The following is a 21,570-nucleotide window of genomic DNA, read 5'->3' as shown; positions in this document are numbered from 1 at the left end:
GCACAAGAGATGAGCAAGCTGCGCGTGGCGGTCCTCGGCGCCAAGGGCCGGATCGGTTCGGAAGCGGTCCGAGCCGTCGAAGCCGCCGAGGACATGGAACTGGTCGCCGCGCTGAGCCGTGGCGACAAGCTGGAGACGCTGGCCGAGACCGGCGCCCAGGTCGTGGTCGAACTGACCACGCCCGACTCGGTCATGGCCAACCTCGACTACTGCGTGCGCCACGGCATCCACGCGGTCGTCGGCACCACCGGCTGGACCGACGAGCGCCTCGCGCAGCTGACGGGCTGGCTGGAGCAGTCCCCGGAGACGGGCGTGCTCATCGCGCCGAACTTCTCCATCGGGGCCGTCCTGACCATGAAGTTCGCACAGATCGCCGCCCCGTACTTCGAGTCCGTCGAGGTCGTCGAGCTGCACCACCCGAACAAGGTGGACGCCCCCTCCGGCACCGCCACGCGCACCGCCCAGCTCATCGCCGAGGCCCGCCGCAACGCCGGCTCCGCCCCGGCCCCGGACGCCACGGCCACCGCCCTGGACGGTGCCCGCGGCGCCGACGTCGACGGAGTGCCGGTCCACGCCGTCCGGCTGCGCGGCCTGCTCGCCCACCAGGAGGTCCTGCTCGGTGGCGAGGGCGAGACCCTGACGGTCAGGCACGACTCGCTGCACCACAGCAGCTTCATGCCGGGCATCCTGCTCGGCGCCCGCCGTGTGGGGAGCGTCCCGGGCCTGACCTTCGGCTTGGAACACTTCCTGGACCTGAGCTGAGTCCCTGACCGTCATGCGCGCGAAGCTCACCTACGCCCTCACGGCAGCCGTCCTGGTCGTCTACTTCGTCCTGGTCGGCAGCCGCGGCGTCCTGCTCATCGAGACCGGCACGCCCCTCACCGTCACCTTCGGTGTCGCGGTGCTGATCCTGCCGGCCATCGGCCTGTGGTTCCTGTGGAAGAACACCCAGTTCGTCCGCAGGGCGAACGCCCTCGCCGCCGAACTCGACGCCGAGGGCGCCCTGCCCGTCGACGAACTGAGGCGCACGCCCAGCGGGCGGATCGACCGGGACTCGGCCGACGAGGTCTTCGCCAAGCGCAAGGCCGAGACGGAGGCCGCCCCCGACGACTGGCGCACCTGGTTCCGCCTCGCCGTCGCCTACCACGACGCCCGCGACACCCCACGCGCCCGCAAGGCCATGCAACGCGCGATCGCCCTGCACGACGGCAAGCAGCCCGAGACGGCCTGAACGGCACCCACTCACACCGGAGGGGCCGGACCGCGAACGGTCCGGCCCCTCCGGCACGAGAATCCGGGGCCACCCGGAAACGTCAGTGCGGACAGTATTCGTCCGCCCACGCCTCCACCGAGTCCGCCGCCCGGTCGAAGGCCTCCACCCGGCCCAGGAAGTCCGCGTTGTGCGTGGTCAGCAGCGCCGACCCACCGTCGGGCGACTGCCCCCGCCGGACGAGCAGCAGCGCCTGCCCCTGCACCGTCCGGGGCAGCCCCAGCCAGCGCACCGGCTGCTGCACCGTGCGCACGGCGGCGACCTGCTCCCAGGACGCCGTACGCGTCGTGAGGAAGCCCACGTGCCGCAGCCCGCGTGCGCTCACCCACACGCCCACGCGCAGCAGCCGCAGCGCCCCGGCGATGACGAGCAGCGCGAGCCCGAAGACCACACCGGCCGAGGCCGGTTCTGCCGTCGCCGCGATGACGACCGCCGCGAACAGCACGAACGAGGCGAGCAGCAGAGCCAGCGCCGCCGCCCCCACCCGCCAGGGCCCGGGCCGGTACGGCCGCCGCCAGCGGTCACGGTCGTCGTACGGCAGCGGAATGTCGTCCGTCGCCTCGAAAACGCGGTCGGCCGTCAGGAAGGGCAGGGGCACGGCTGGTCCTCACTCGATCCATGCGTGGGCTGTGCCCGGTGAGGCTACCGATCTGTGTCCCCGGTCACCACTGGCGGGGGGCCGGATGGAGTCACCGCCGGACCGCGGCGGTTCAGTTCTTCTGCGACGCCTGCGACTGCTGGGGCTGCGAGCCCGGGTGGTCGCCCGTCGACAGCGCGGGCGTCCCGATGACCAGGGAACCCACGAGCCCCGCCACGATGGTCAGACCGAGCAGCCAGCGCCCGGCCATCTGGCCGACGGACAGCCGCTCACGCGGTGGGGGAGTGACATTACTGCGGAACCTGTCGGCCTCGGCAACGAAGGCAAACGGTACGGGTTCACGCCGACCGAACATCAGGGGTGCTTCTCCTTCGGGGATGGAACGAACGACTCTCGTCCGTAAAGACGAACGAACTCCCTCAGTGGTGCCCTGTTTCACCAACTTCATTGCGGCACGCCACCGATCGCGCTGATTTCGCCGGGCCGTAGAGTGGCGTCGCCACACGACGAGATGGGAAGGCCCTGCCAACCGTGACCGACACCCCCGCCGACGACCCCAAGCCCGGCTACCGCAGCGATGTGACCGTCGAGCTGGTCAAGCACACCGCGTCCGACGCGGACGTCCTGTTCGCCGCCCGTGTCTCGACCATCGGCGAGCAGTCCCTGGACGAGCTGAACAAGGACCCCGAGCGCTCCAAGGGCCTGATCAACTACCTGATGCGGGACCGGCACGGCAGCCCCTTCGAGCACAACTCGATGACCTTCTTCATCAGCGCCCCGATCTTCGTCTTCCGCGAGTTCATGCGGCACCGTGTCGGCTGGTCGTACAACGAGGAGAGCGGCCGCTACCGGGAGCTCCAGCCGGTCTTCTACGTCCCCGACGAGTCCCGCAAGCTCGTCCAGGAGGGCCGCCCCGGCAAGTACGTCTTCGTCGAGGGCACCCAGGCCCAGCAGGAGCTGGTCGGCCGTGTGATGGAGGACTCCTACCGGCAGGCGTACGAGGCCTACCAGGAGATGCTCGCCGCCGGCGTCGCCCGCGAGGTCGCCCGCGCGGTCCTCCCGGTCGGCCTGTACTCCTCGATGTACGCCACCTGCAACGCCCGCTCGCTGATGCACTTCCTCGGCCTGCGCACCCAGCACGAGCTGGCCAAGGTCCCGTCCTTCCCGCAGCGCGAGATCGAGATGGTCGGGGAGAAGATGGAGGCCGAGTGGGCCCGGCTCATGCCGCTCACCTACGCGGCCTTCAACGCGAACGGACGCGTGGCGCCGTAACGCGCCCTGGTTCCCCGGTCAGGCACAGATGTACGGTTCAGCCGCACGAAGTGTCCGTATTGCGGCATTTCGAGAAGTTCATCTAGCCTGATCAAACGGGTCCGGCACTGCTTGAACCCCCGAGCAGGCAGTGCCGGGCTCCACCTTTGTCACGACTTGTCGCCTCCCCCTAGGGCAGACCCGGTCCTGAGCAACGAGTAGCGTGTAACCCATGGCTCCGACCTCGACTCCGCAGACCCCCTTCGGGCGGGTCCTCACCGCCATGGTCACGCCCTTCAAGGCGGACGGCGCACTCGACCTCGACGGCGCGCAGCGGCTCGCCACCCACCTGGTGGACGCAGGCAACGACGGCCTGGTCATCAGCGGCACCACGGGCGAGTCGCCGACCACCAGTGATGCGGAGAAAAGGGATCTCGTACGGGCGGTCCTGGAGGCCGTCGGCGACCGCGCCCACGTCGTGGCCGGGGTCGGCACCAACGACACCCACCACAGCATCGAACTCGCCCGCGCGGCGGAGCGCACCGGCGCACACGGCCTGCTCCTCGTGACCCCGTACTACAACAAGCCCCCGCAAGAGGGCCTCTACCGGCACTTCACGGCCGTCGCCGACGCCACCGGGCTGCCGGTCATGCTCTACGACATCCCCGGCCGCAGCGGCGTCCCGATCAACACGGAGACACTCGTCCGCCTCGCCGAGCACCCCCGGATCGTCGCCAACAAGGACGCCAAGGGCGACCTGGGCCGGGCGAGCTGGGCCATCGCCCGCTCCGGCCTCGCCTGGTACTCCGGCGACGACATGCTGAACCTGCCCCTGCTCTCCGTGGGCGCGGTCGGCTTCGTCTCGGTCGTCGGCCACGTGGTCACCCCCGAGCTGCGCGCCCTGGTCGACGCGTACACCTCGGGCGACGTCCAGAAGGCCACCGAGATCCACCAGAAGCTGCTCTCGGTCTACACGGGCATGTTCCGCACCCAGGGCGTGATGACGACCAAGGCGGCGCTCGCCCTGAAGGGCCTGCCCGGCGGGCCCCTGCGCGCCCCCATGGTCGAATGCGCGCCCGAGGAGATCGAGCAACTCAAGATCGATCTTGCCGCCGGCGGGGTACAGCTCTGACACCAGACTTCGCGCGGACCCCCGCGCACCGGCTTCACAACTGAATAAGCGGGCCACCGGTGCCCGCACCACCCATACGACAACTGCTTCTGCACGAACGTCATGCGCGCCACGTGCCCCACCGGTACGTGGCGCGTGTGGTGAGGAGAGTCTTTTGAGTCATCCGCATCCCGAACTCAGCCCGCCCCCGCCGCTCCCCGAAGGCGGCCTGCGGGTCACCCCGCTCGGCGGCCTCGGCGAAATCGGCCGGAACATGACGGTCTTCGAGTACGGCGGTCGCCTGCTGATCGTCGACTGCGGAGTGCTCTTCCCCGAGGAGGAGCAGCCCGGAATCGACCTGATCCTGCCGGACTTCTCGTCCATCAGGGACCGCCTCGACGACATCGAGGGCATCGTCCTCACGCACGGCCACGAGGACCACATCGGCGGCGTCCCCTATCTCCTGCGCGAGAAGCCGGACATCCCGCTGATCGGCTCCAAGCTGACCCTCGCCCTCATCGAGGCCAAGCTCCAGGAGCACCGCATCCGCCCGTACACCCTCGAGGTGGCGGAAGGACACCGCGAGCGCATCGGCCCGTTCGACTGCGAGTTCGTCGCGGTCAACCACTCCATCCCCGACGCGCTGGCCGTCGCCATCCGCACTCCCGCGGGCATGGTGGTCCACACCGGCGACTTCAAGATGGACCAGCTCCCGCTGGACAGCCGCCTCACGGACCTCCACGCATTCGCACGTCTGAGCGAAGAAGGCATCGACCTCCTGCTCTCGGACTCGACGAACGCAGAGGTCCCGGGCTTCGTGCCGCCCGAGCGGGAGATCTCCAACGTCCTGCGGCAGGTCTTCGCCGGCGCCCGCAAGCGCATCATCGTCGCGAGCTTCGCCAGCCACGTCCACCGCATCCAGCAGATCCTGGACGCGGCGCACGAGTACGGCCGCCGCGTCGCCTTCGTCGGGCGCTCCATGGTCCGCAACATGGGCATCGCACGCGACCTGGGCTACCTGAAGGTCCCCCCGGGCCTGGTGGTGGACGTCAAGACGCTCGACGACCTCCCGGACAGCGAGGTGGTCCTCGTCTGCACGGGCTCCCAGGGCGAACCCATGGCGGCTCTCTCGAGGATGGCCAACAGGGACCACCAGATCCGCATCGTCCAGGGCGACACGGTGATCCTTGCGTCGTCCCTGATCCCCGGCAACGAGAACGCGGTCTACCGCGTGATCAACGGCCTCACCCGCTGGGGCGCCAACGTGGTCCACAAGGGCAACGCCAAGGTCCACGTCTCCGGCCATGCCTCCGCGGGCGAGCTGCTGTACTTCTACAACATCTGCCGCCCGAAGAACCTGATGCCGGTGCACGGCGAATGGCGCCACCTGCGTGCCAACGCCGAGCTGGGCGCCCTGACCGGCGTCCCGCACGACCGCATCGTCATCGCCGAGGACGGCGTCGCCGTCGACCTCGTCGAGGGCAAGGCCAAGATCTCGGGCAAGGTCCAGGCGGGTTACGTCTACGTCGACGGCCTCTCGGTCGGCGACGTGGGAGAGCCGGCGCTCAAGGACCGCAAGATCCTCGGCGACGAGGGCATCATCTCGGTCTTCGTGGTCATGGACTCGTCCACCGGGAAGATCACCGGCGGCCCGCACATCCAGGCCCGCGGCTCCGGCATCGAGGACTCCGCCTTCGGCGACGTGATCCCCAGGATCACGGAGTCACTCGAGCGCTCCGCCCAGGACGGCGTGGTCGAACCCCACCAGCTCCAGCAGCTCGTTCGCCGCACGCTGGGCAAGTGGGTCTCGGACACGTACCGGCGCCGGCCGATGATCCTGCCTGTGGTCGTGGAGGTCTGACGGTCCGTCGGGCCTGAGCAGGCGCCAACTGGGAGCGGGGCTCCTCGATTTGCATCGAGGAGCCCCGCTCCAGTAGGTTTACAACTCCTTCCGAAGGGGCACCCGGCCGACTCAGGCACGGGAACCATGCCCGGCCGAGGAAGGGAAATCCGACTCAGAAACTTCTGATAAAGTCGGAGCCGCCGGAAAGGGAAACGCGGAAGCGGGAACCTGGAAAGCGCCGAGGAAATCGGGTCGAGAAAAGATCTGATAGAGTCGGAAACGCAAGACCGAAGGGAAGCGCCCGGAGGAAAGCCCGAGAGGGTGAGTACAAAGGAAGCGACCGTTCCTTGAGAACTCAACAGCGTGCCAAAAGTCAACGCCAGATATGTTGATACCCCGTCTCCAGCATCTGCTGGGGCGAGGTTCCTTTGAAAAAACACAGCGAGGACGCTGTGAACGGCCGGGCTTATTCCGCCTGGCTGTTCCGCTCTCGTGGTGTCGACCGGATTACCGGTAAACATTCACGGAGAGTTTGATCCTGGCTCAGGACGAACGCTGGCGGCGTGCTTAACACATGCAAGTCGAACGATGAACCACTTCGGTGGGGATTAGTGGCGAACGGGTGAGTAACACGTGGGCAATCTGCCCTGCACTCTGGGACAAGCCCTGGAAACGGGGTCTAATACCGGATACAACCACTAGGGGCATCTCTTGGTGGTGGAAAGCTCCGGCGGTGCAGGATGAGCCCGCGGCCTATCAGCTTGTTGGTGAGGTAATGGCTCACCAAGGCGACGACGGGTAGCCGGCCTGAGAGGGCGACCGGCCACACTGGGACTGAGACACGGCCCAGACTCCTACGGGAGGCAGCAGTGGGGAATATTGCACAATGGGCGAAAGCCTGATGCAGCGACGCCGCGTGAGGGATGACGGCCTTCGGGTTGTAAACCTCTTTCAGCAGGGAAGAAGCGAAAGTGACGGTACCTGCAGAAGAAGCGCCGGCTAACTACGTGCCAGCAGCCGCGGTAATACGTAGGGCGCGAGCGTTGTCCGGAATTATTGGGCGTAAAGAGCTCGTAGGCGGCTTGTCACGTCGGTTGTGAAAGCCCGGGGCTTAACCCCGGGTCTGCAGTCGATACGGGCAGGCTAGAGTTCGGTAGGGGAGATCGGAATTCCTGGTGTAGCGGTGAAATGCGCAGATATCAGGAGGAACACCGGTGGCGAAGGCGGATCTCTGGGCCGATACTGACGCTGAGGAGCGAAAGCGTGGGGAGCGAACAGGATTAGATACCCTGGTAGTCCACGCCGTAAACGGTGGGCACTAGGTGTGGGCAACATTCCACGTTGTCCGTGCCGCAGCTAACGCATTAAGTGCCCCGCCTGGGGAGTACGGCCGCAAGGCTAAAACTCAAAGGAATTGACGGGGGCCCGCACAAGCGGCGGAGCATGTGGCTTAATTCGACGCAACGCGAAGAACCTTACCAAGGCTTGACATACACCGGAAAACCCTGGAGACAGGGTCCCCCTTGTGGTCGGTGTACAGGTGGTGCATGGCTGTCGTCAGCTCGTGTCGTGAGATGTTGGGTTAAGTCCCGCAACGAGCGCAACCCTTGTCCCGTGTTGCCAGCAGGCCCTTGTGGTGCTGGGGACTCACGGGAGACCGCCGGGGTCAACTCGGAGGAAGGTGGGGACGACGTCAAGTCATCATGCCCCTTATGTCTTGGGCTGCACACGTGCTACAATGGCCGGTACAATGAGCTGCGATACCGCGAGGTGGAGCGAATCTCAAAAAGCCGGTCTCAGTTCGGATTGGGGTCTGCAACTCGACCCCATGAAGTCGGAGTCGCTAGTAATCGCAGATCAGCATTGCTGCGGTGAATACGTTCCCGGGCCTTGTACACACCGCCCGTCACGTCACGAAAGTCGGTAACACCCGAAGCCGGTGGCCCAACCCCCTTGTGGGGAGGGAGCTGTCGAAGGTGGGACTGGCGATTGGGACGAAGTCGTAACAAGGTAGCCGTACCGGAAGGTGCGGCTGGATCACCTCCTTTCTAAGGAGCACTTCTCACCAACTTCGGTTGGTCAGAGGCCAGTACATCAGCGAATGTCTGATGCTGGTTGCTCATGGGTGGAACGTTGACTACTCGGCCAGGATCTTGGGCCGGAGGCTGCTAGTACTGCTCGCAAGAGCGTGGAACGCATGATCTTCGGACGGGAGCTGGTCGGGCACGCTGTTGGGTGTCTGAGGGAATGGATTTTTCCTCAGTGCCGGCCCCAGTGAACTCGCCTGTCAAGGGGGGGGTGATGGGTGGCTGGTCGTTGTTTGAGAACTGCACAGTGGACGCGAGCATCTGTGGCCAAGTTTTTAAGGGCGCACGGTGGATGCCTTGGCACCAGGAACCGATGAAGGACGTGGGAGGCCACGATAGTCCCCGGGGAGTCGTCAACCAGGCTTTGATCCGGGGGTTTCCGAATGGGGAAACCCGGCAGTCGTCATGGGCTGTCACCCGCTGCTGAACACATAGGCAGTGTGGAGGGAACGCGGGGAAGTGAAACATCTCAGTACCCGCAGGAAGAGAAAACAACCGTGATTCCGGGAGTAGTGGCGAGCGAAACCGGATGAGGCCAAACCGTATGCGTGTGAGACCCGGCAGGGGTTGCGTATACGGGGTTGTGGGATCTCTCTTTCACGGTCTGCCGGCCGTGAGACGAGTCAGAAACCGTTGATGTAGGCGAAGGACATGCGAAAGGTCCGGCGTAGAGGGTAAGACCCCCGTAGTCGAAACGTCAGCGGCTCGTTTGAGAGACACCCAAGTAGCACGGGGCCCGAGAAATCCCGTGTGAATCTGGCGGGACCACCCGCTAAGCCTAAATATTCCCTGGTGACCGATAGCGGATAGTACCGTGAGGGAATGGTGAAAAGTACCGCGGGAGCGGAGTGAAATAGTACCTGAAACCGTGTGCCTACAAGCCGTGGGAGCGTCGGATGGAAGCTTGCTTCCATCTCGTGACTGCGTGCCTTTTGAAGAATGAGCCTGCGAGTTTGCGGTGTGTTGCGAGGTTAACCCGGGTGGGGAAGCCGTAGCGAAAGCGAGTCCGAATAGGGCGTTTCAGTAGCACGCTCAAGACCCGAAGCGGAGTGATCTAGCCATGGGCAGGTTGAAGCGGAGGTAAGACTTCGTGGAGGACCGAACCCACCAGGGTTGAAAACCTGGGGGATGACCTGTGGTTAGGGGTGAAAGGCCAATCAAACTCCGTGATAGCTGGTTCTCCCCGAAATGCATTTAGGTGCAGCGTCGTGTGTTTCTTGCCGGAGGTAGAGCACTGGATAGGCGATGGGCCCTACCGGGTTACTGACCTTAGCCAAACTCCGAATGCCGGTAAGTGAGAGCGCGGCAGTGAGACTGTGGGGGATAAGCTCCATGGTCGAGAGGGAAACAGCCCAGAGCATCGACTAAGGCCCCTAAGCGTACGCTAAGTGGGAAAGGATGTGGAGTCGCACAGACAACCAGGAGGTTGGCTTAGAAGCAGCCACCCTTGAAAGAGTGCGTAATAGCTCACTGGTCTAGTGATTCCGCGCCGACAATGTAGCGGGGCTCAAGCGTACCGCCGAAGTCGTGTCATTGCAGCAATACGGCCAACGCCGGCTGTGATGGGTAGGGGAGCGTCGTGTGCCGGGTGAAGCAGCACCGGAAGGTAGTTGTGGACGGTTCACGAGTGAGAATGCAGGCATGAGTAGCGATTCACACGTGAGAAACGTGTGCGCCGATTGACTAAGGGTTCCTGGGTCAAGCTGATCTGCCCAGGGTAAGTCGGGACCTAAGGCGAGGCCGACAGGCGTAGTCGATGGATAACCGGTTGATATTCCGGTACCCGCTGTGAAGCGTCAAACATCGAATCCAGTGATGCTAAGCCCGTGAAGCCGTTCCGGACCCTTCGGGGAAAGGAAAGTGGTGGAGCCGGTGACCCGATCTGGTAGTAGGTGAGTGATGGGGTGACGCAGGAAGGTAGTCCAGCCCGGGCGGTGGTTGTCCCGGGGTAAGGGTGTAGGCCGTGCGGTAGGTAAATCCGTCGCACACAAGGCTGAGACCTGATGCCGAGCCGATTGTGGTGAAGTGGATGATCCTATGCTGTCGAGAAAAGCCTCTAGCGAGTTTCATGGCGGCCCGTACCCTAAACCGACTCAGGTGGTCAGGTAGAGAATACCGAGGCGTTCGGGTGAACTATGGTTAAGGAACTCGGCAAAATGCCCCCGTAACTTCGGGAGAAGGGGGGCCACATCTGGTGATGAGCTTTGCGCTCTGAGCTGGGGGTGGCCGCAGAGACCAGCGAGAAGCGACTGTTTACTAAAAACACAGGTCCGTGCGAAGCCGTAAGGCGATGTATACGGACTGACGCCTGCCCGGTGCTGGAACGTTAAGGGGACCGGTTAGCTCCATTTCGGTGGGGCGAAGCTGAGAACTTAAGCGCCAGTAAACGGCGGTGGTAACTATAACCATCCTAAGGTAGCGAAATTCCTTGTCGGGTAAGTTCCGACCTGCACGAATGGCGTAACGACTTCTCGACTGTCTCAACCATAGGCCCGGTGAAATTGCACTACGAGTAAAGATGCTCGTTTCGCGCAGCAGGACGGAAAGACCCCGGGACCTTTACTACAGTTTGATATTGGTGTTCGGTTCGGCTTGTGTAGGATAGCTGGGAGACTGTGAAGCGCTAACGCCAGTTAGTGTGGAGTCGTCGTTGAAATACCAGTCTGGTCGTGCTGGATGTCTAACCTGGGTCCGTGATCCGGATCAGGGACAGTGTCTGATGGGTAGTTTAACTGGGGCGGTTGCCTCCTAAAGAGTAACGGAGGCGCCCAAAGGTTCCCTCAGCCTGGTTGGCAATCAGGTGTTGAGTGTAAGTGCACAAGGGAGCTTGACTGTGAGACCGACGGGTCGAGCAGGGACGAAAGTCGGGACTAGTGATCCGGCGGTGGCTTGTGGAAGCGCCGTCGCTCAACGGATAAAAGGTACCCCGGGGATAACAGGCTGATCTTCCCCAAGAGTCCATATCGACGGGATGGTTTGGCACCTCGATGTCGGCTCGTCGCATCCTGGGGCTGGAGTCGGTCCCAAGGGTTGGGCTGTTCGCCCATTAAAGCGGTACGCGAGCTGGGTTTAGAACGTCGTGAGACAGTTCGGTCCCTATCCGCTGTGCGCGTAGGAGTCTTGAGAAGGGCTGTCCCTAGTACGAGAGGACCGGGACGGACGAACCTCTGGTGTGCCAGTTGTTCTGCCAAGGGCATGGCTGGTTGGCTACGTTCGGGAGGGATAACCGCTGAAAGCATCTAAGCGGGAAGCCTGCTTCGAGATGAGGACTCCCACCTCCTAGAGAGGGTAAGGCTCCCAGTAGACGACTGGGTTGATAGGCCGGATATGGAAGCACGGTAACGTGTGGAGTTGACCGGTACTAATAGGCCGAGGGCTTGTCCTCAGTTGCTCGCGTCCACTGTGTTGGTTCTGAAACCACGAACAGCCCCACGTTGCCACACGTGGTGCGGCTGGATAGTTTCATAGTGTTTCGGTGGTTATAGCGTAGGGGAAACGCCCGGTTACATTCCGAACCCGGAAGCTAAGCCTTACAGCGCCGATGGTACTGCAGGGGGGACCCTGTGGGAGAGTAGGACGCCGCCGAACAATTATTGACAGGGTTGGACCCGTAACTTCGGTTACGGGTCCAACCCTTTTTTGTTCTCCGTCACTTGAAGTTCACGTTGCGCGATCAGCATCCAGAGCATGGGTACTGCTGCAATGCTCAGGGCCGCCGGGGTCGGACTCGGTGACGAGGTCGTCGTGCCGGCCTTCGGGAACGTCGAAGTCGCCGAGGCCGTGGCCAAGGCCGGGGCGCTGCCCGTGTTCGCCGACATAGATCCCTTCACCTACTGCCTCGATGCCTCCGCTGTGGAAGCGGCGGTAACTCCGCGGACCGCGGCCGTGGTGGTCGTACACCGCTTCGGCCGGCTCGCCGACATCGCGCGGCTGCACGAGCTGGGAGCGCGGCACGGGCTGCTCGTGCTGGAGCAGGGGGAGTCCGAGGCGCCGTACGACGAGATAGCCCAGCGCAGGGAGCGGGCCGCCTATCTCCATGCGAAGTTGAGGGGTGTGCGGACGCCGGACGACGGTGACGGGCACACCTATCAGCAGTACGTCGTGCGCGTTCCGGGCAACGGACGGCCGGATCGGGACGCTTTCGCGCGGGCTGTGCGGAGCAGGGGAGTCGAGTGCCGGGTGCCGGTGAAGACTCCCGTGCATCGACTGCCCGAATTCCGGCGGTGTGTTTCTCTCCCGGAGACGGAGCGGGCTTCCGATGAGACGCTCGCACTGCCGGTAGACGCCACCCTGACCAAGCGGGACATGCAGCGGATCGTGTCCGCCTGTAATGCCCTTGGAGGGCTGCTTCAGCCCGCTTTCTGACGTGGTTGGGAGCACGGGTCTGTTCGGGGTATGATCTATTCCGTTGCCGCGCGGGAAACCCCGCAAAGCGACAGGCCCCTATAGCTCAGTCGGTAGAGCGTCTCCATGGTAAGGAGAAGGTCAACGGTTCGATTCCGTTTGGGGGCTCCAGCAGAAAAGGCCCCACCCTCACGGGTGGGGCCTTTTTCGTGTCCTAGTCCTTGTGGAGGCCCGGGACGCGCATCGCCAGGATCGCCATGTCGTCGGACGGGGCGTCCGATGCGAAGCGTTCGACCGCGCGCATGATGCGCGCCGCGACCGCGCCGGCCGTGAGGCCCGTGCAGGTCGTGAGGACGTCTGCGAGGCCGTCGTCGCCCAGCATGCGGGCGCCTTCGCGGCGTTCGGTGACGCCGTCCGTGACGCACAGGAGGACGTCGCCCGGGTCGAGGGTGATCGTCTGCTCGTAGAGCTCCAGGTCGTCGATGACGCCGAGGAGCGGCTGGGGTTCGGCTGCCGGTTCCACCGAGCCGTCCTGGCGCAGGCGCAGCGGGAGCGGGTGGCCGGCGCAGACGACCTTCAGTTCGGCGCTGCCGTCCTCCTGGGGGCGCATCTCGCCGTAGAGGAGGGTGAGGAAGCGGCTGCGGGCGCCTTCGTCGAGGATGGCGGAGTTGAGGCGTTCCAGGACCGCCGGGCCGCTGAGGCCCTCGCGGGCCAGGAGGCGCAGGGCGTGGCGGGCCAGGCCCGTGACCGCCGCCGCGTTCGGGCCCGTACCGCAGACGTCGCCGATGGCGAAGCCGTAGGCGCCGTCGCGGATGGGGAAGACGTCGTAGAAGTCGCCGCCGACCTCGTTGCCCTCGCCGGCCGCGCGGTAGATGACCTCGACCTCGACTCCCTCGATCGTGGGAAGTTCCGGCGGGAGGAGGCTGCGCTGGAGTGACTGGCTGATGGCCGTGCGCTCGGAGTAGAGGCGGGCGTTGTCCAGGGCCAGGGCGGCTCGGCGGGACAGGTCCTCGGCGAGTTCCAGGATCTCCTGGCGGAAGTGTTCGTCGGTCGGCTTGCCGAGGGTGAGCATGCCGATGACGCGGTTGCGGGCGACCAGGGGGAGGACGACCGTCTCGCCGCCCACCGCGGATGCCGTGGCGAGGGTGGGGGCGATCCCGGGGGTGACCTGGCGGGTCGGGCCGCCGCTGAGGCCGAGGCTGCGCATGGAGCTGCGCAGGGCCGCCTGGTGGGCCACCTCGGCGGGGGCCGTCCAGACGCGGGCGCCGGGGGTGGGGACCGGGTCGGGCGGGGGCACCTTCGACAGCAGGGACTTGATGCCGTCGATGAGTTCCTCGTCCTCGTGCAGGACGTACGAGAGGTAGGGCTCGGAGGCCTGGTGGGCGATCGTGTAGACGGCGCACCAGGTGGCGAGGGTGGGGACCGTCATCTGGGCCATCAGGGCCAGGGTCTGATCGCGGTCCAGGGTGCCGGCGAGCAGGTCGGAGGCCTCGACGAGGAAGTTCAGGGAGCCGCGGCGCAGGCGTTCGAGTTCGCCGAGGCGGGCCGATTCGACGGCGAGTGCGATGCGGTCGGCGGCGAACTGGAGGCGCAGGGCCTCCTCGTTGGAGTATCTGCCGGGGGCCTCGGCGGCGACGCCGAGGGAGCCGGTGAGGCGGCCCTCGACCTTCAGCGGGACCGTGACGACAGAGCGCATGCCCGTGCCGTTCAGCAGCGGCACAGCGCCGGGGACCGCCGTCAGGTCGTCGTGGACGGCCGGCATGCGGGCGGAGCCGTAGCGGCCGGAGCCCGCCTCGACGGGGACGCGGGCGAAGCGCTGGCGGGCGGAGGGCAGGCCCGTGGAGGCGCGGACCTCCAGTTCCGTCTCGTCGTCGGTGGCCAGCAGGAGGAACGCGGAGTCGCCGTCGAGCATGTCGCGGGCGCGTTCGACCGTGCGCTGGAGGAGGCCGTCGAGGTCGTCCGGGGCGGGGTAGCCGATGAACACCTCGAAGGGGTCGGTGCTCTGGCCCTCGGAGGTGGTGGAGGTGTCGGAGGCGGGGACGCGCAGGGGCGTCTGGAGAACGGCCCGTTCGTGGTCCCGTACGAGGAGGCACACGGTTGACGGTTCGCCGCCGGTGTCACGGACGCGCAGGTGGGAGGCGTACACGGGGGTCACGCGGCCGTTGGCGGCGCGGATGCCGTAACTGCCCTCCCAGCGGGAGAGCTGGAGTGCCTCCGCGATGCCGGTGCTGGTGCCCGGGGTGTGCGGCCAGGCCGCGAGGTCGGTCAGCGGCTTGCCGGTGACCTGCTCGGCCGGGTAGCCGAAGAGGTCCTCGGCGTCCTCGTTCCAGGCGGTGATGTGGCCGGTGCGGTCGATCTGGACGACGGCCACGCGGACCCGGCCGTCGGCGAGGGGGAGGAGGTCGGCGGGGAGGGCCGGGCCGGCCGCGCGGGTGCCCACCGTCCGGGCCGGGAGGTCGAGTTGGAACCAGACGGTCTTGTGGGTGGGGGTGTACTCGACGCCCCAGCGGCCGGCGAGGGCCGCGCACAGCTGGAGGCCGCGTCCGCCCTCGCGGTCGGGGCTGCCCATGTTGATGGCCGAGGCTTGCAGCGGGATCTCACGCTCGGGGTACCGGTCGGCCACCTCGATGCGTACGCCCTCGTCGCTGCGCAGGCAGAGCAGGTCGGCGGAGGTGCCGGCGTGGACCACGGCGTTGGTCACCAGTTCGCTGGTGAGAACGACGGCGTCGTCGACGATGTCGGCGAAGCCCCAGCCTTGGAGGGTGTCGCGGACGAAGGAGCGGGCGCTCGCGACAGATCGCCCGACGGGCTCGAAACTGGCGGCCGCGCGCGCGGTGATCACAGAACTCCTCGACCGGTTCTCGACGTGCTGGGCTGCGTGGCCGACCGGCTCGCGCCGCTGTTGCGGCAGGCCACCCGTCGGCCGGGGGTCCGGGGGCTGTCCCCCCGGGATCAGTCCGGTGGTCATGTGTGCGGCCGCCCCTCCGATGCCCGCTCGTCTTCGTGCCACCGCCCAGGCCGGACGAACCGGCGCGGCTGGACAGCCGGATGCAAGGTTACTTACCTTCGCGGTCCATGCGGATGCCGGTCTGCAGTGTTTCCGTCCGGAGGGTGTGCGGACGATGTGCGAAGCTGCCGAACTGTTATGGCCTGGTTCGGGCAGGGTGAAACACTGGGCAAGCTTCTTGTGAAAGTCCGGGCAGGCTGAGTGTCATCTGCTTACGGGGGGCAGCAGCCCCCTGGGCACGGCCTGGTATGCAGGGCAGAGAATACGCAGTAGTAACCGGTACGCCGAGCGTGGTACCCCAGCACAGTGACGGTCGACCCCTGCGGGAGGGACACAGTGGAGTCTGGCGCAGCGACGCGTGGCAAGAAGACGCGCGCGAAAGGCGGACAGTCCCCGAGCAACCAGGGAAAAGTGCGCAGTGGCACGACTGAGGTGGACACGGCAGCCCTGAACCGGCTGATGGTAGCCCTCGTGGCGATGCGGGACGGCAACTTCCGCAAGCGGCTCACGGTGTCCGGGGACGGCGTGATGGCCGAGATCGCGGCGGTTTTCAACGAGGTGGCCGACCGCAATCTGCATCTGACGGGTGAGCTCTCGCGCGTGCGGCGGATGGTGGGCCGGGAGGGCAAGCTCACCGAGCGGCTGGAGACGGGGGCCTGTGAGGGCTCCTGGGCGACCGCGATCGACAACTCGAATGCCCTGGTGGACGACCTGGTGCGGCCGGTTTCCGAGGTCAGCCGGGTGCTGTCCGCGGTGGCCGAGGGTGACCTGTCGCCGCGTATGGAGTTGCGGACGCAGGTGCCGGACGGGAACGGGCAGCCGCTGCGCGGCGAGTTCCTGAAGGTCGGGCGGACCGTCAACAATCTGGTCGACCAGTTGTCGACGTTCACCGACGAGGTCACGCGTGTGGCCAGTGAGGTGGGTACCGAGGGCAAGCTCGGTGGGCAGGCCCGTGTGCGGGGTATGTCGGGTTCGTGGCGGGATCTCACGGACTCCGTCAACACCATGGCGTACCGGCTCACCGCTCAGGTGCGGGATATCGCGCTGGTGACGACGGCGGTCGCCAAGGGCGATCTGTCCCGGAAGGTCACGGTTCAGGTGGCCGGCGAGATGCTGGAGCTCAAGAACACCGTCAACACGATGGTGGACCAGCTGTCGGCGTTCTCCTCCGAGGTGACCCGGGTGGCCCGTGAGGTGGGCACCGAGGGTGCGCTGGGCGGGCAGGCTCAGGTGCCCGGGGTCGCGGGTGTGTGGAAGGAACTCACCGATTCGGTGAACACCATGGCCGGGAACCTCACGGCCCAGGTGCGCGGGATCGCGGAGGTGACGACGGCGGTCGCCAACGGTGACCTGTCGCGCAAGGTGACCGTGCCGGCGCGGGGCGAGGTCGCACAGCTCGCCGACACGATCAACCAGATGACCGAGACGCTGCGGATCTTCGCGGACGAGGTCACACGCGTGGCCAACGAAGTCGGGGCCGAGGGGCAGCTCGGCGGTCAGGCGAACGTGCCGGGTGCGGCGGGAACGTGGAAGGACCTCACCGATTCGGTGAACACGGTCTTCCGGAATCTGACCACCCAGGTGCGGGACATCGCCGCTGTGACGACGGCGGTGGCCAACGGTGACCTGTCGCAGAAGGTCACCGTCGACGTGGCCGGCGAGATGCTGGAGCTCAAGAACACCGTCAACACGATGGTCGACCAGCTGTCCGCGTTCGGTGCCGAAGTGACACGTGTGGCACGTGAGATCGGTGTCGAGGGTGAGCTGGGTGGTCAGGCGCAGGTGCCGGGCGCGGCCGGGACGTGGAAGGACCTGACGGACTCCGTCAACACGGCGTTCCGGAACCTCACCGGTCAGGTGAGGAACATCGCCCAGGTGACGACGGCGGTGGCCAACGGCGACCTGTCGCAGAAGGTCACGGTCGACGTCTCCGGCGAGATGCTCAAGCTGAAGAACACCGTGAACACGATGGTGGACCAGCTGTCGAGTTTCGCCGACCAGGTGACGCGGATGGCCCGGGACGTGGGCACGGAGGGCCGCCTCGGTGGGCAGGCCCGCGTGGACGGCGTGTCGGGCACCTGGAAGGAACTCACCGACTCCGTCAACTCGATGGCCGGGAACCTCACCTCCCAGGTGCGCAACATCGCGCAGGTGACGACGGCCGTGGCCCGGGGTGACCTGTCGCAGAAGATCGACGTCGACGCGCGCGGGGAGATCCTCGAGCTGAAGAACACCATCAACACGATGGTCGACCAGCTCTCGGCCTTCGCCGACCAGGTGACCCGGGTCGCCCGGGAGGTGGGTACGGACGGCCGGCTGGGCGGTCAGGCGCAGGTGCCCGGGGTCGCCGGTGTGTGGCGCGACCTCACCGACTCCGTGAACGGCATGGCCGGCAACCTCACCGCGCAGGTGCGCAACATCGCCCAGGTGGCGACGGCGGTGGCCCGGGGTGACCTGTCCCAGAAGATCACCGTGGACGCGCGCGGGGAGATCCTGGAGCTGAAGAACACCCTGAACACGATGGTGGACCAGCTGTCGTCGTTCGCCCAGGAGGTCACGCGTGTGGCCCGTGAGGTGGGTACGGAGGGCATCCTGGGCGGCCAGGCCGAGGTTCAGGGCGTCTCCGGCACCTGGAAGGACCTCACCCAGTCCGTGAACGGCATGGCGAACAACCTGACCATCCAGGTGCGCAACATCGCCGAGGTCACGACCGCGGTCGCCCGGGGCGATCTGTCGAAGAAGATCACCGTCGACGCCAAGGGCGAGATCCTCGAACTCGTCACGACCGTCAACACGATGGTCGACCAGCTGTCCTCCTTCGCCGAGCAGGTGACCCGGGTGGCCCGTGAGGTGGGCACCGAGGGCATCCTGGGCGGTCAGGCGCACGTGCCGGGTGTCACGGGCATCTGGAAGGACCTGAGCGACAACGTCAACCTGATGGCCAAGAACCTCACCACTCAGGTGCGGAACATCTCCCAGGTCTCGGCGGCGGTGGCCAACGGTGACCTGACGCGGCAGGTCACCATCGAGGCGCGCGGTGAGGTCGCGCAGCTCGCCGACACCATCAACACGATGGTGAAGACGCTGAGTTCGTTCGCCGAGCAGGTCACCAAGGTGGCCCGTGAGGTGGGCACGGACGGCATCCTCGGCGGGCAGGCGCACGTGCCGGGAGTGGCCGGTACGTGGAAGGACCTGACCGAGTCCGTGAACCAGATGGCGTCCAACCTGACCGGCCAGGTGCGCAACATCGCCATGGTGACCACGGCCATCGCCAAGGGTGACCTGACGAAGAAGATCGACATCGACGCGCGCGGGGAGATCCTGGAGCTGAAGACGACCATCAACACGATGGTCGACCAGCTGTCGTCCTTCGCCGAGGAGGTCACCCGAGTCGCCCGTGAGGTGGGCACGGAGGGACAGCTCGGCGGCCAGGCACGCGTGCGTGACGTCGACGGCACCTGGCGGGACCTGACGGAGTCCGTGAACGAGATGGCCGGGAACCTGACCCGGCAGGTGCGTGCCATCGCGCGCGTGGCGACCGCGGTGACCCGCGGCGACCTGAACCTGAAGATCGACGTGGACGCGTCCGGGGAGATCCAGGAGCTCCAGGACTACATCAACAAGATGATCGCCAACCTGCGCGACACCACGATCGCCAACAAGGAGCAGGACTGGCTCAAGGGCAACCTGGCCCGGATCTCCGCGCTGATGCAGGGCCGCCGCGACCTGGAGGACGTGGCCTCGCTGATCATGAGCGAGCTGACGCCGGTGGTGTCCGCGCAGCACGGCGCGTTCTTCCTGGCGATGCCGCTCGTCGACGGCGAGGACATGAACGCCTCGGACGACGACCAGTACGAGCTGCGCATGCTCGGCTCGTACGGCTACTCGATGGGCTCCATGCCGACGTCGTTCCAGCCCGGTGAGGCGCTGATCGGCACGGCCGCCACGGAGAAGCGCACGATCCTGGTGGAGAACGCGCCCAGCGGCTACCTGAGGATCTCCTCGGGGCTCGGTGAGGCGCCGCCCGCGCAGGTGATCGTGCTGCCGGTGTTGTTCGAGGGGAAGGTGCTCGGCGTCATCGAACTGGCGTCCTTCACGCCGTTCACCCAGATCCAGAAGGACTTCCTCAACCAGATCGCGGAGATGATCGCGACGAGCGTCAACACCATCTCCGTCAACACCAAGACCGAGCTGCTGCTGGCGCAGTCGCAGAAGCTGACCGAGCAGCTGCGCGAGCGTTCCGCCGAGTTGGAGCAGCGGCAGAAGGCCCTCCAGGCGTCCAACGCCGAACTGGAGGAGAAGGCCGAGCTGCTGGCCCAGCAGAACCGCGACATCGAGGTGAAGAACACCGAGATCGAGGAGGCGCGGCAGGTCCTGGAGGAGCGCGCCGAGCAGCTCGCGGTGTCGATGCGCTACAAGAGCGAGTTCCTGGCGAACATGTCGCACGAGCTGCGGACACCGCTCAACTCGCTGCTGATCCTGGCCAAGCTGCTCGCCGACAACGCCGAGGGGAACCTCTCCCCGAAGCAGGTCGAGTTCGCCGAGACGATCCACGGGGCCGGTTCCGACCTGCTCCAGCTCATCAACGACATCCTCGACCTGTCGAAGGTCGAGGCGGGCAAGATGGACGTCTCCCCGACGCGGATCGCGCTCGTCCAGCTCGTGGACTACGTGGAGGCCACCTTCAGGCCGCTGACCGCGGAGAAGGGCCTGGACCTGTCCGTGCGGGTGTCGCCGGAGCTGCCCGCGACGCTGCACACCGACGAGCAGCGGCTGCTCCAGGTGCTGCGCAACCTGCTGTCCAACGCGGTGAAGTTCACCGACTCCGGGTCGGTGGAGCTGGTCATCCGGCCGGCGCGGGACGACGTGCCGCAGAAGATCCGCGAGCAGTTGCTGGAGACGGGTTCGCTGACCGATCCGGACGCCGAGCTGATCGCGTTCTCCGTGACCGACACCGGGATCGGCATCGCGTCCAGCAAGATGCGGGTGATCTTCGAGGCGTTCAAGCAGGCCGACGGCACGACCAGCCGCAAGTACGGCGGTACGGGTCTCGGGCTGTCCATCTCGCGGGAGATCGCCCAGCTGCTCGGCGGAGAGATCCACGCGCAGAGCGAGCCGGGCCGCGGCTCGACGTTCACGCTGTACCTGCCGCTGCACCCCAGTGAACTGCCGCCGCAGGGCTATCAGCAGCAGCTGCCCGCCCTGGAGGCCGGCCACCTGATGGCGTCGACGTCGGACCTGTCCGAGCTGTCCGAGGTCGAGGTCGAGACGCCGGCCGAGGTGAAGTCGTACAACGAGACGCAGAACGGGCCGGCCGCCCTGTTCCGGCGGCGGCGCAGGATGCCCGAGCTGGCGCCGCGCCCGGCGCAGCCGGAGCAGTGGACGCCCGCGGAGCAGGAGACGGTGCCGAAGACGCAGCGCGGCATCCGGTTCGGCGGCCAGAAGGTCCTGATCGTGGACGACGACATCCGCAACGTCTTCGCGCTGACCAGTGTCCTGGAGCAGCACGGCCTGTCCGTGCTGTACGCGGAGAACGGCCGCGAGGGCATCGAGGTGCTGGAGCAGCACGACGACGTGGCGGTCGTCCTGATGGACATCATGATGCCCGAGATGGACGGGTACGCGACGACCACGGCGATCCGCAGGATGCCGCAGTTCGCCGGGTTGCCGATCATCGCGCTGACCGCGAAGGCGATGAAGGGCGACCGGGAGAAGGCGATCGAGTCGGGCGCCTCCGACTACGTCACGAAGCCGGTCGACCCCGATCACCTGCTGACGGTGATGGATCAGTGGATGCGAGGGGAATGAGGGGAACGTTGGACCGTTACGCAACGTTGGCGGGAAGGTTCGGTGTTCACACGGAGTTGCGGACTCAGTGTGCGCATAGTCGTGTAGAAGTACGAGATCTGGGGAACCTTCTGGTCTCCTGCTGCGTTTCTGCTACGTGCACAGTGACATCGCGGTGACAGGGTGTGGCGACGGGCGGGGTGCGGCTACGATGACCGGCACAAGGACGGGCGGCGCAAGGGAGTCGTCCCCTGGGGCAGCACCCACCGGTG

General features: G+C 66.1%; 10 protein-coding genes, 1 tRNA gene and 3 rRNA genes. 11 read left to right on the top strand and 3 right to left on the bottom strand.

Annotation, left to right across the window (positions count from 1 at the left end):
• The first annotated feature begins 9 nt into the window (after positions 1-9).
• Positions 10-762 (top strand): 4-hydroxy-tetrahydrodipicolinate reductase, encoded by a 753-nt coding sequence (gene dapB, locus MQE23_RS12695; protein ID WP_037670157.1) that lies wholly within the window; start codon positions 10-12, stop codon positions 760-762.
• A 13-nt stretch (positions 763-775) separates the two neighbouring features.
• A complete protein-coding gene (locus MQE23_RS12690; protein ID WP_020273643.1) occupies positions 776-1,231 on the top strand; it encodes a hypothetical protein in 456 nt (151 codons plus the stop codon).
• Positions 1,232-1,313: 82 nt separating this feature from the next.
• On the opposite strand, the gene MQE23_RS12685 is transcribed toward MQE23_RS12690, so the two are convergent.
• The gene (locus tag MQE23_RS12685; RefSeq protein ID WP_020273644.1) at positions 1,314-1,868 is read right to left on the bottom strand and encodes a hypothetical protein; all 555 of its coding nucleotides are present in this window, start codon (positions 1,866-1,868) and stop codon (positions 1,314-1,316) included.
• A gap of 112 nt (positions 1,869-1,980) precedes the next feature.
• Positions 1,981-2,223, bottom strand: coding sequence for a hypothetical protein (locus tag MQE23_RS12680; protein ID WP_020273645.1), 243 nt, complete (start codon positions 2,221-2,223; stop codon positions 1,981-1,983).
• A gap of 176 nt (positions 2,224-2,399) precedes the next feature.
• Here MQE23_RS12680 and thyX point away from each other — a divergent pair, with 176 nt between their 5' ends.
• The 8 genes from thyX (at position 2,400) to MQE23_RS12640 (ending at position 12,675) form a co-directional block, all read left to right on the top strand.
• A complete protein-coding gene (thyX, locus tag MQE23_RS12675; RefSeq protein ID WP_020273646.1) occupies positions 2,400-3,140 on the top strand; it encodes an FAD-dependent thymidylate synthase in 741 nt (246 codons plus the stop codon).
• 211 nt (positions 3,141-3,351) lie between these two features.
• Entirely contained in the window at positions 3,352-4,251 is a 900-nt protein-coding gene (gene dapA, locus MQE23_RS12670; RefSeq protein WP_020273647.1) for a 4-hydroxy-tetrahydrodipicolinate synthase, read from the top strand.
• A gap of 154 nt (positions 4,252-4,405) precedes the next feature.
• Positions 4,406-6,091: a ribonuclease J gene (locus tag MQE23_RS12665; RefSeq protein ID WP_020273648.1), complete on the top strand. Its 1,686-nt coding sequence runs from the start codon at positions 4,406-4,408 to the stop codon at positions 6,089-6,091.
• 502 nt (positions 6,092-6,593) lie between these two features.
• Positions 6,594-8,121: ribosomal RNA gene (locus MQE23_RS12660) — 16S ribosomal RNA — on the top strand.
• A gap of 304 nt (positions 8,122-8,425) precedes the next feature.
• A 23S ribosomal RNA gene (locus MQE23_RS12655) occupies positions 8,426-11,545 on the top strand.
• A gap of 86 nt (positions 11,546-11,631) precedes the next feature.
• A 5S ribosomal RNA gene (rrf, locus tag MQE23_RS12650) occupies positions 11,632-11,748 on the top strand.
• The 16S, 23S and 5S rRNA genes sit together here, the layout of an rRNA operon.
• 114 nt (positions 11,749-11,862) lie before the next feature.
• A complete protein-coding gene (locus MQE23_RS12645; RefSeq protein WP_020270945.1) occupies positions 11,863-12,525 on the top strand; it encodes an L-glutamine:3-amino-2,3-dideoxy-scyllo-inosose aminotransferase in 663 nt (220 codons plus the stop codon).
• 74 nt (positions 12,526-12,599) lie between these two features.
• Positions 12,600-12,675: transfer RNA gene (locus MQE23_RS12640), tRNA-Thr, on the top strand.
• Positions 12,676-12,718: 43 nt separating this feature from the next.
• Here MQE23_RS12640 and MQE23_RS12635 read toward each other — a convergent pair.
• Positions 12,719-15,472 carry a SpoIIE family protein phosphatase gene (locus MQE23_RS12635; protein WP_243379211.1) on the bottom strand — a complete coding sequence of 918 codons (2,754 nt, stop codon included), beginning with the start codon at positions 15,470-15,472 and terminating at the stop codon, positions 12,719-12,721.
• Positions 15,473-15,847: 375 nt separating this feature from the next.
• Between MQE23_RS12635 and MQE23_RS12630 the strand changes: the two genes are divergently transcribed.
• Positions 15,848-21,319, top strand: coding sequence for a HAMP domain-containing protein (locus MQE23_RS12630; RefSeq protein WP_243379210.1), 5,472 nt, complete (start codon positions 15,848-15,850; stop codon positions 21,317-21,319).
• The last annotated feature ends 251 nt before the right edge of the window (positions 21,320-21,570 follow it).

The sequence above is a fragment of the Streptomyces sp. HP-A2021 genome, assembly GCF_022807935.1.
In the GTDB taxonomy this organism is placed as follows: domain Bacteria; phylum Actinomycetota; class Actinomycetes; order Streptomycetales; family Streptomycetaceae; genus Streptomyces; species Streptomyces afghaniensis.
Note: the sequence above shows the minus strand (reverse complement) of the source record. Positions and strands in the feature narration are given on the sequence as shown.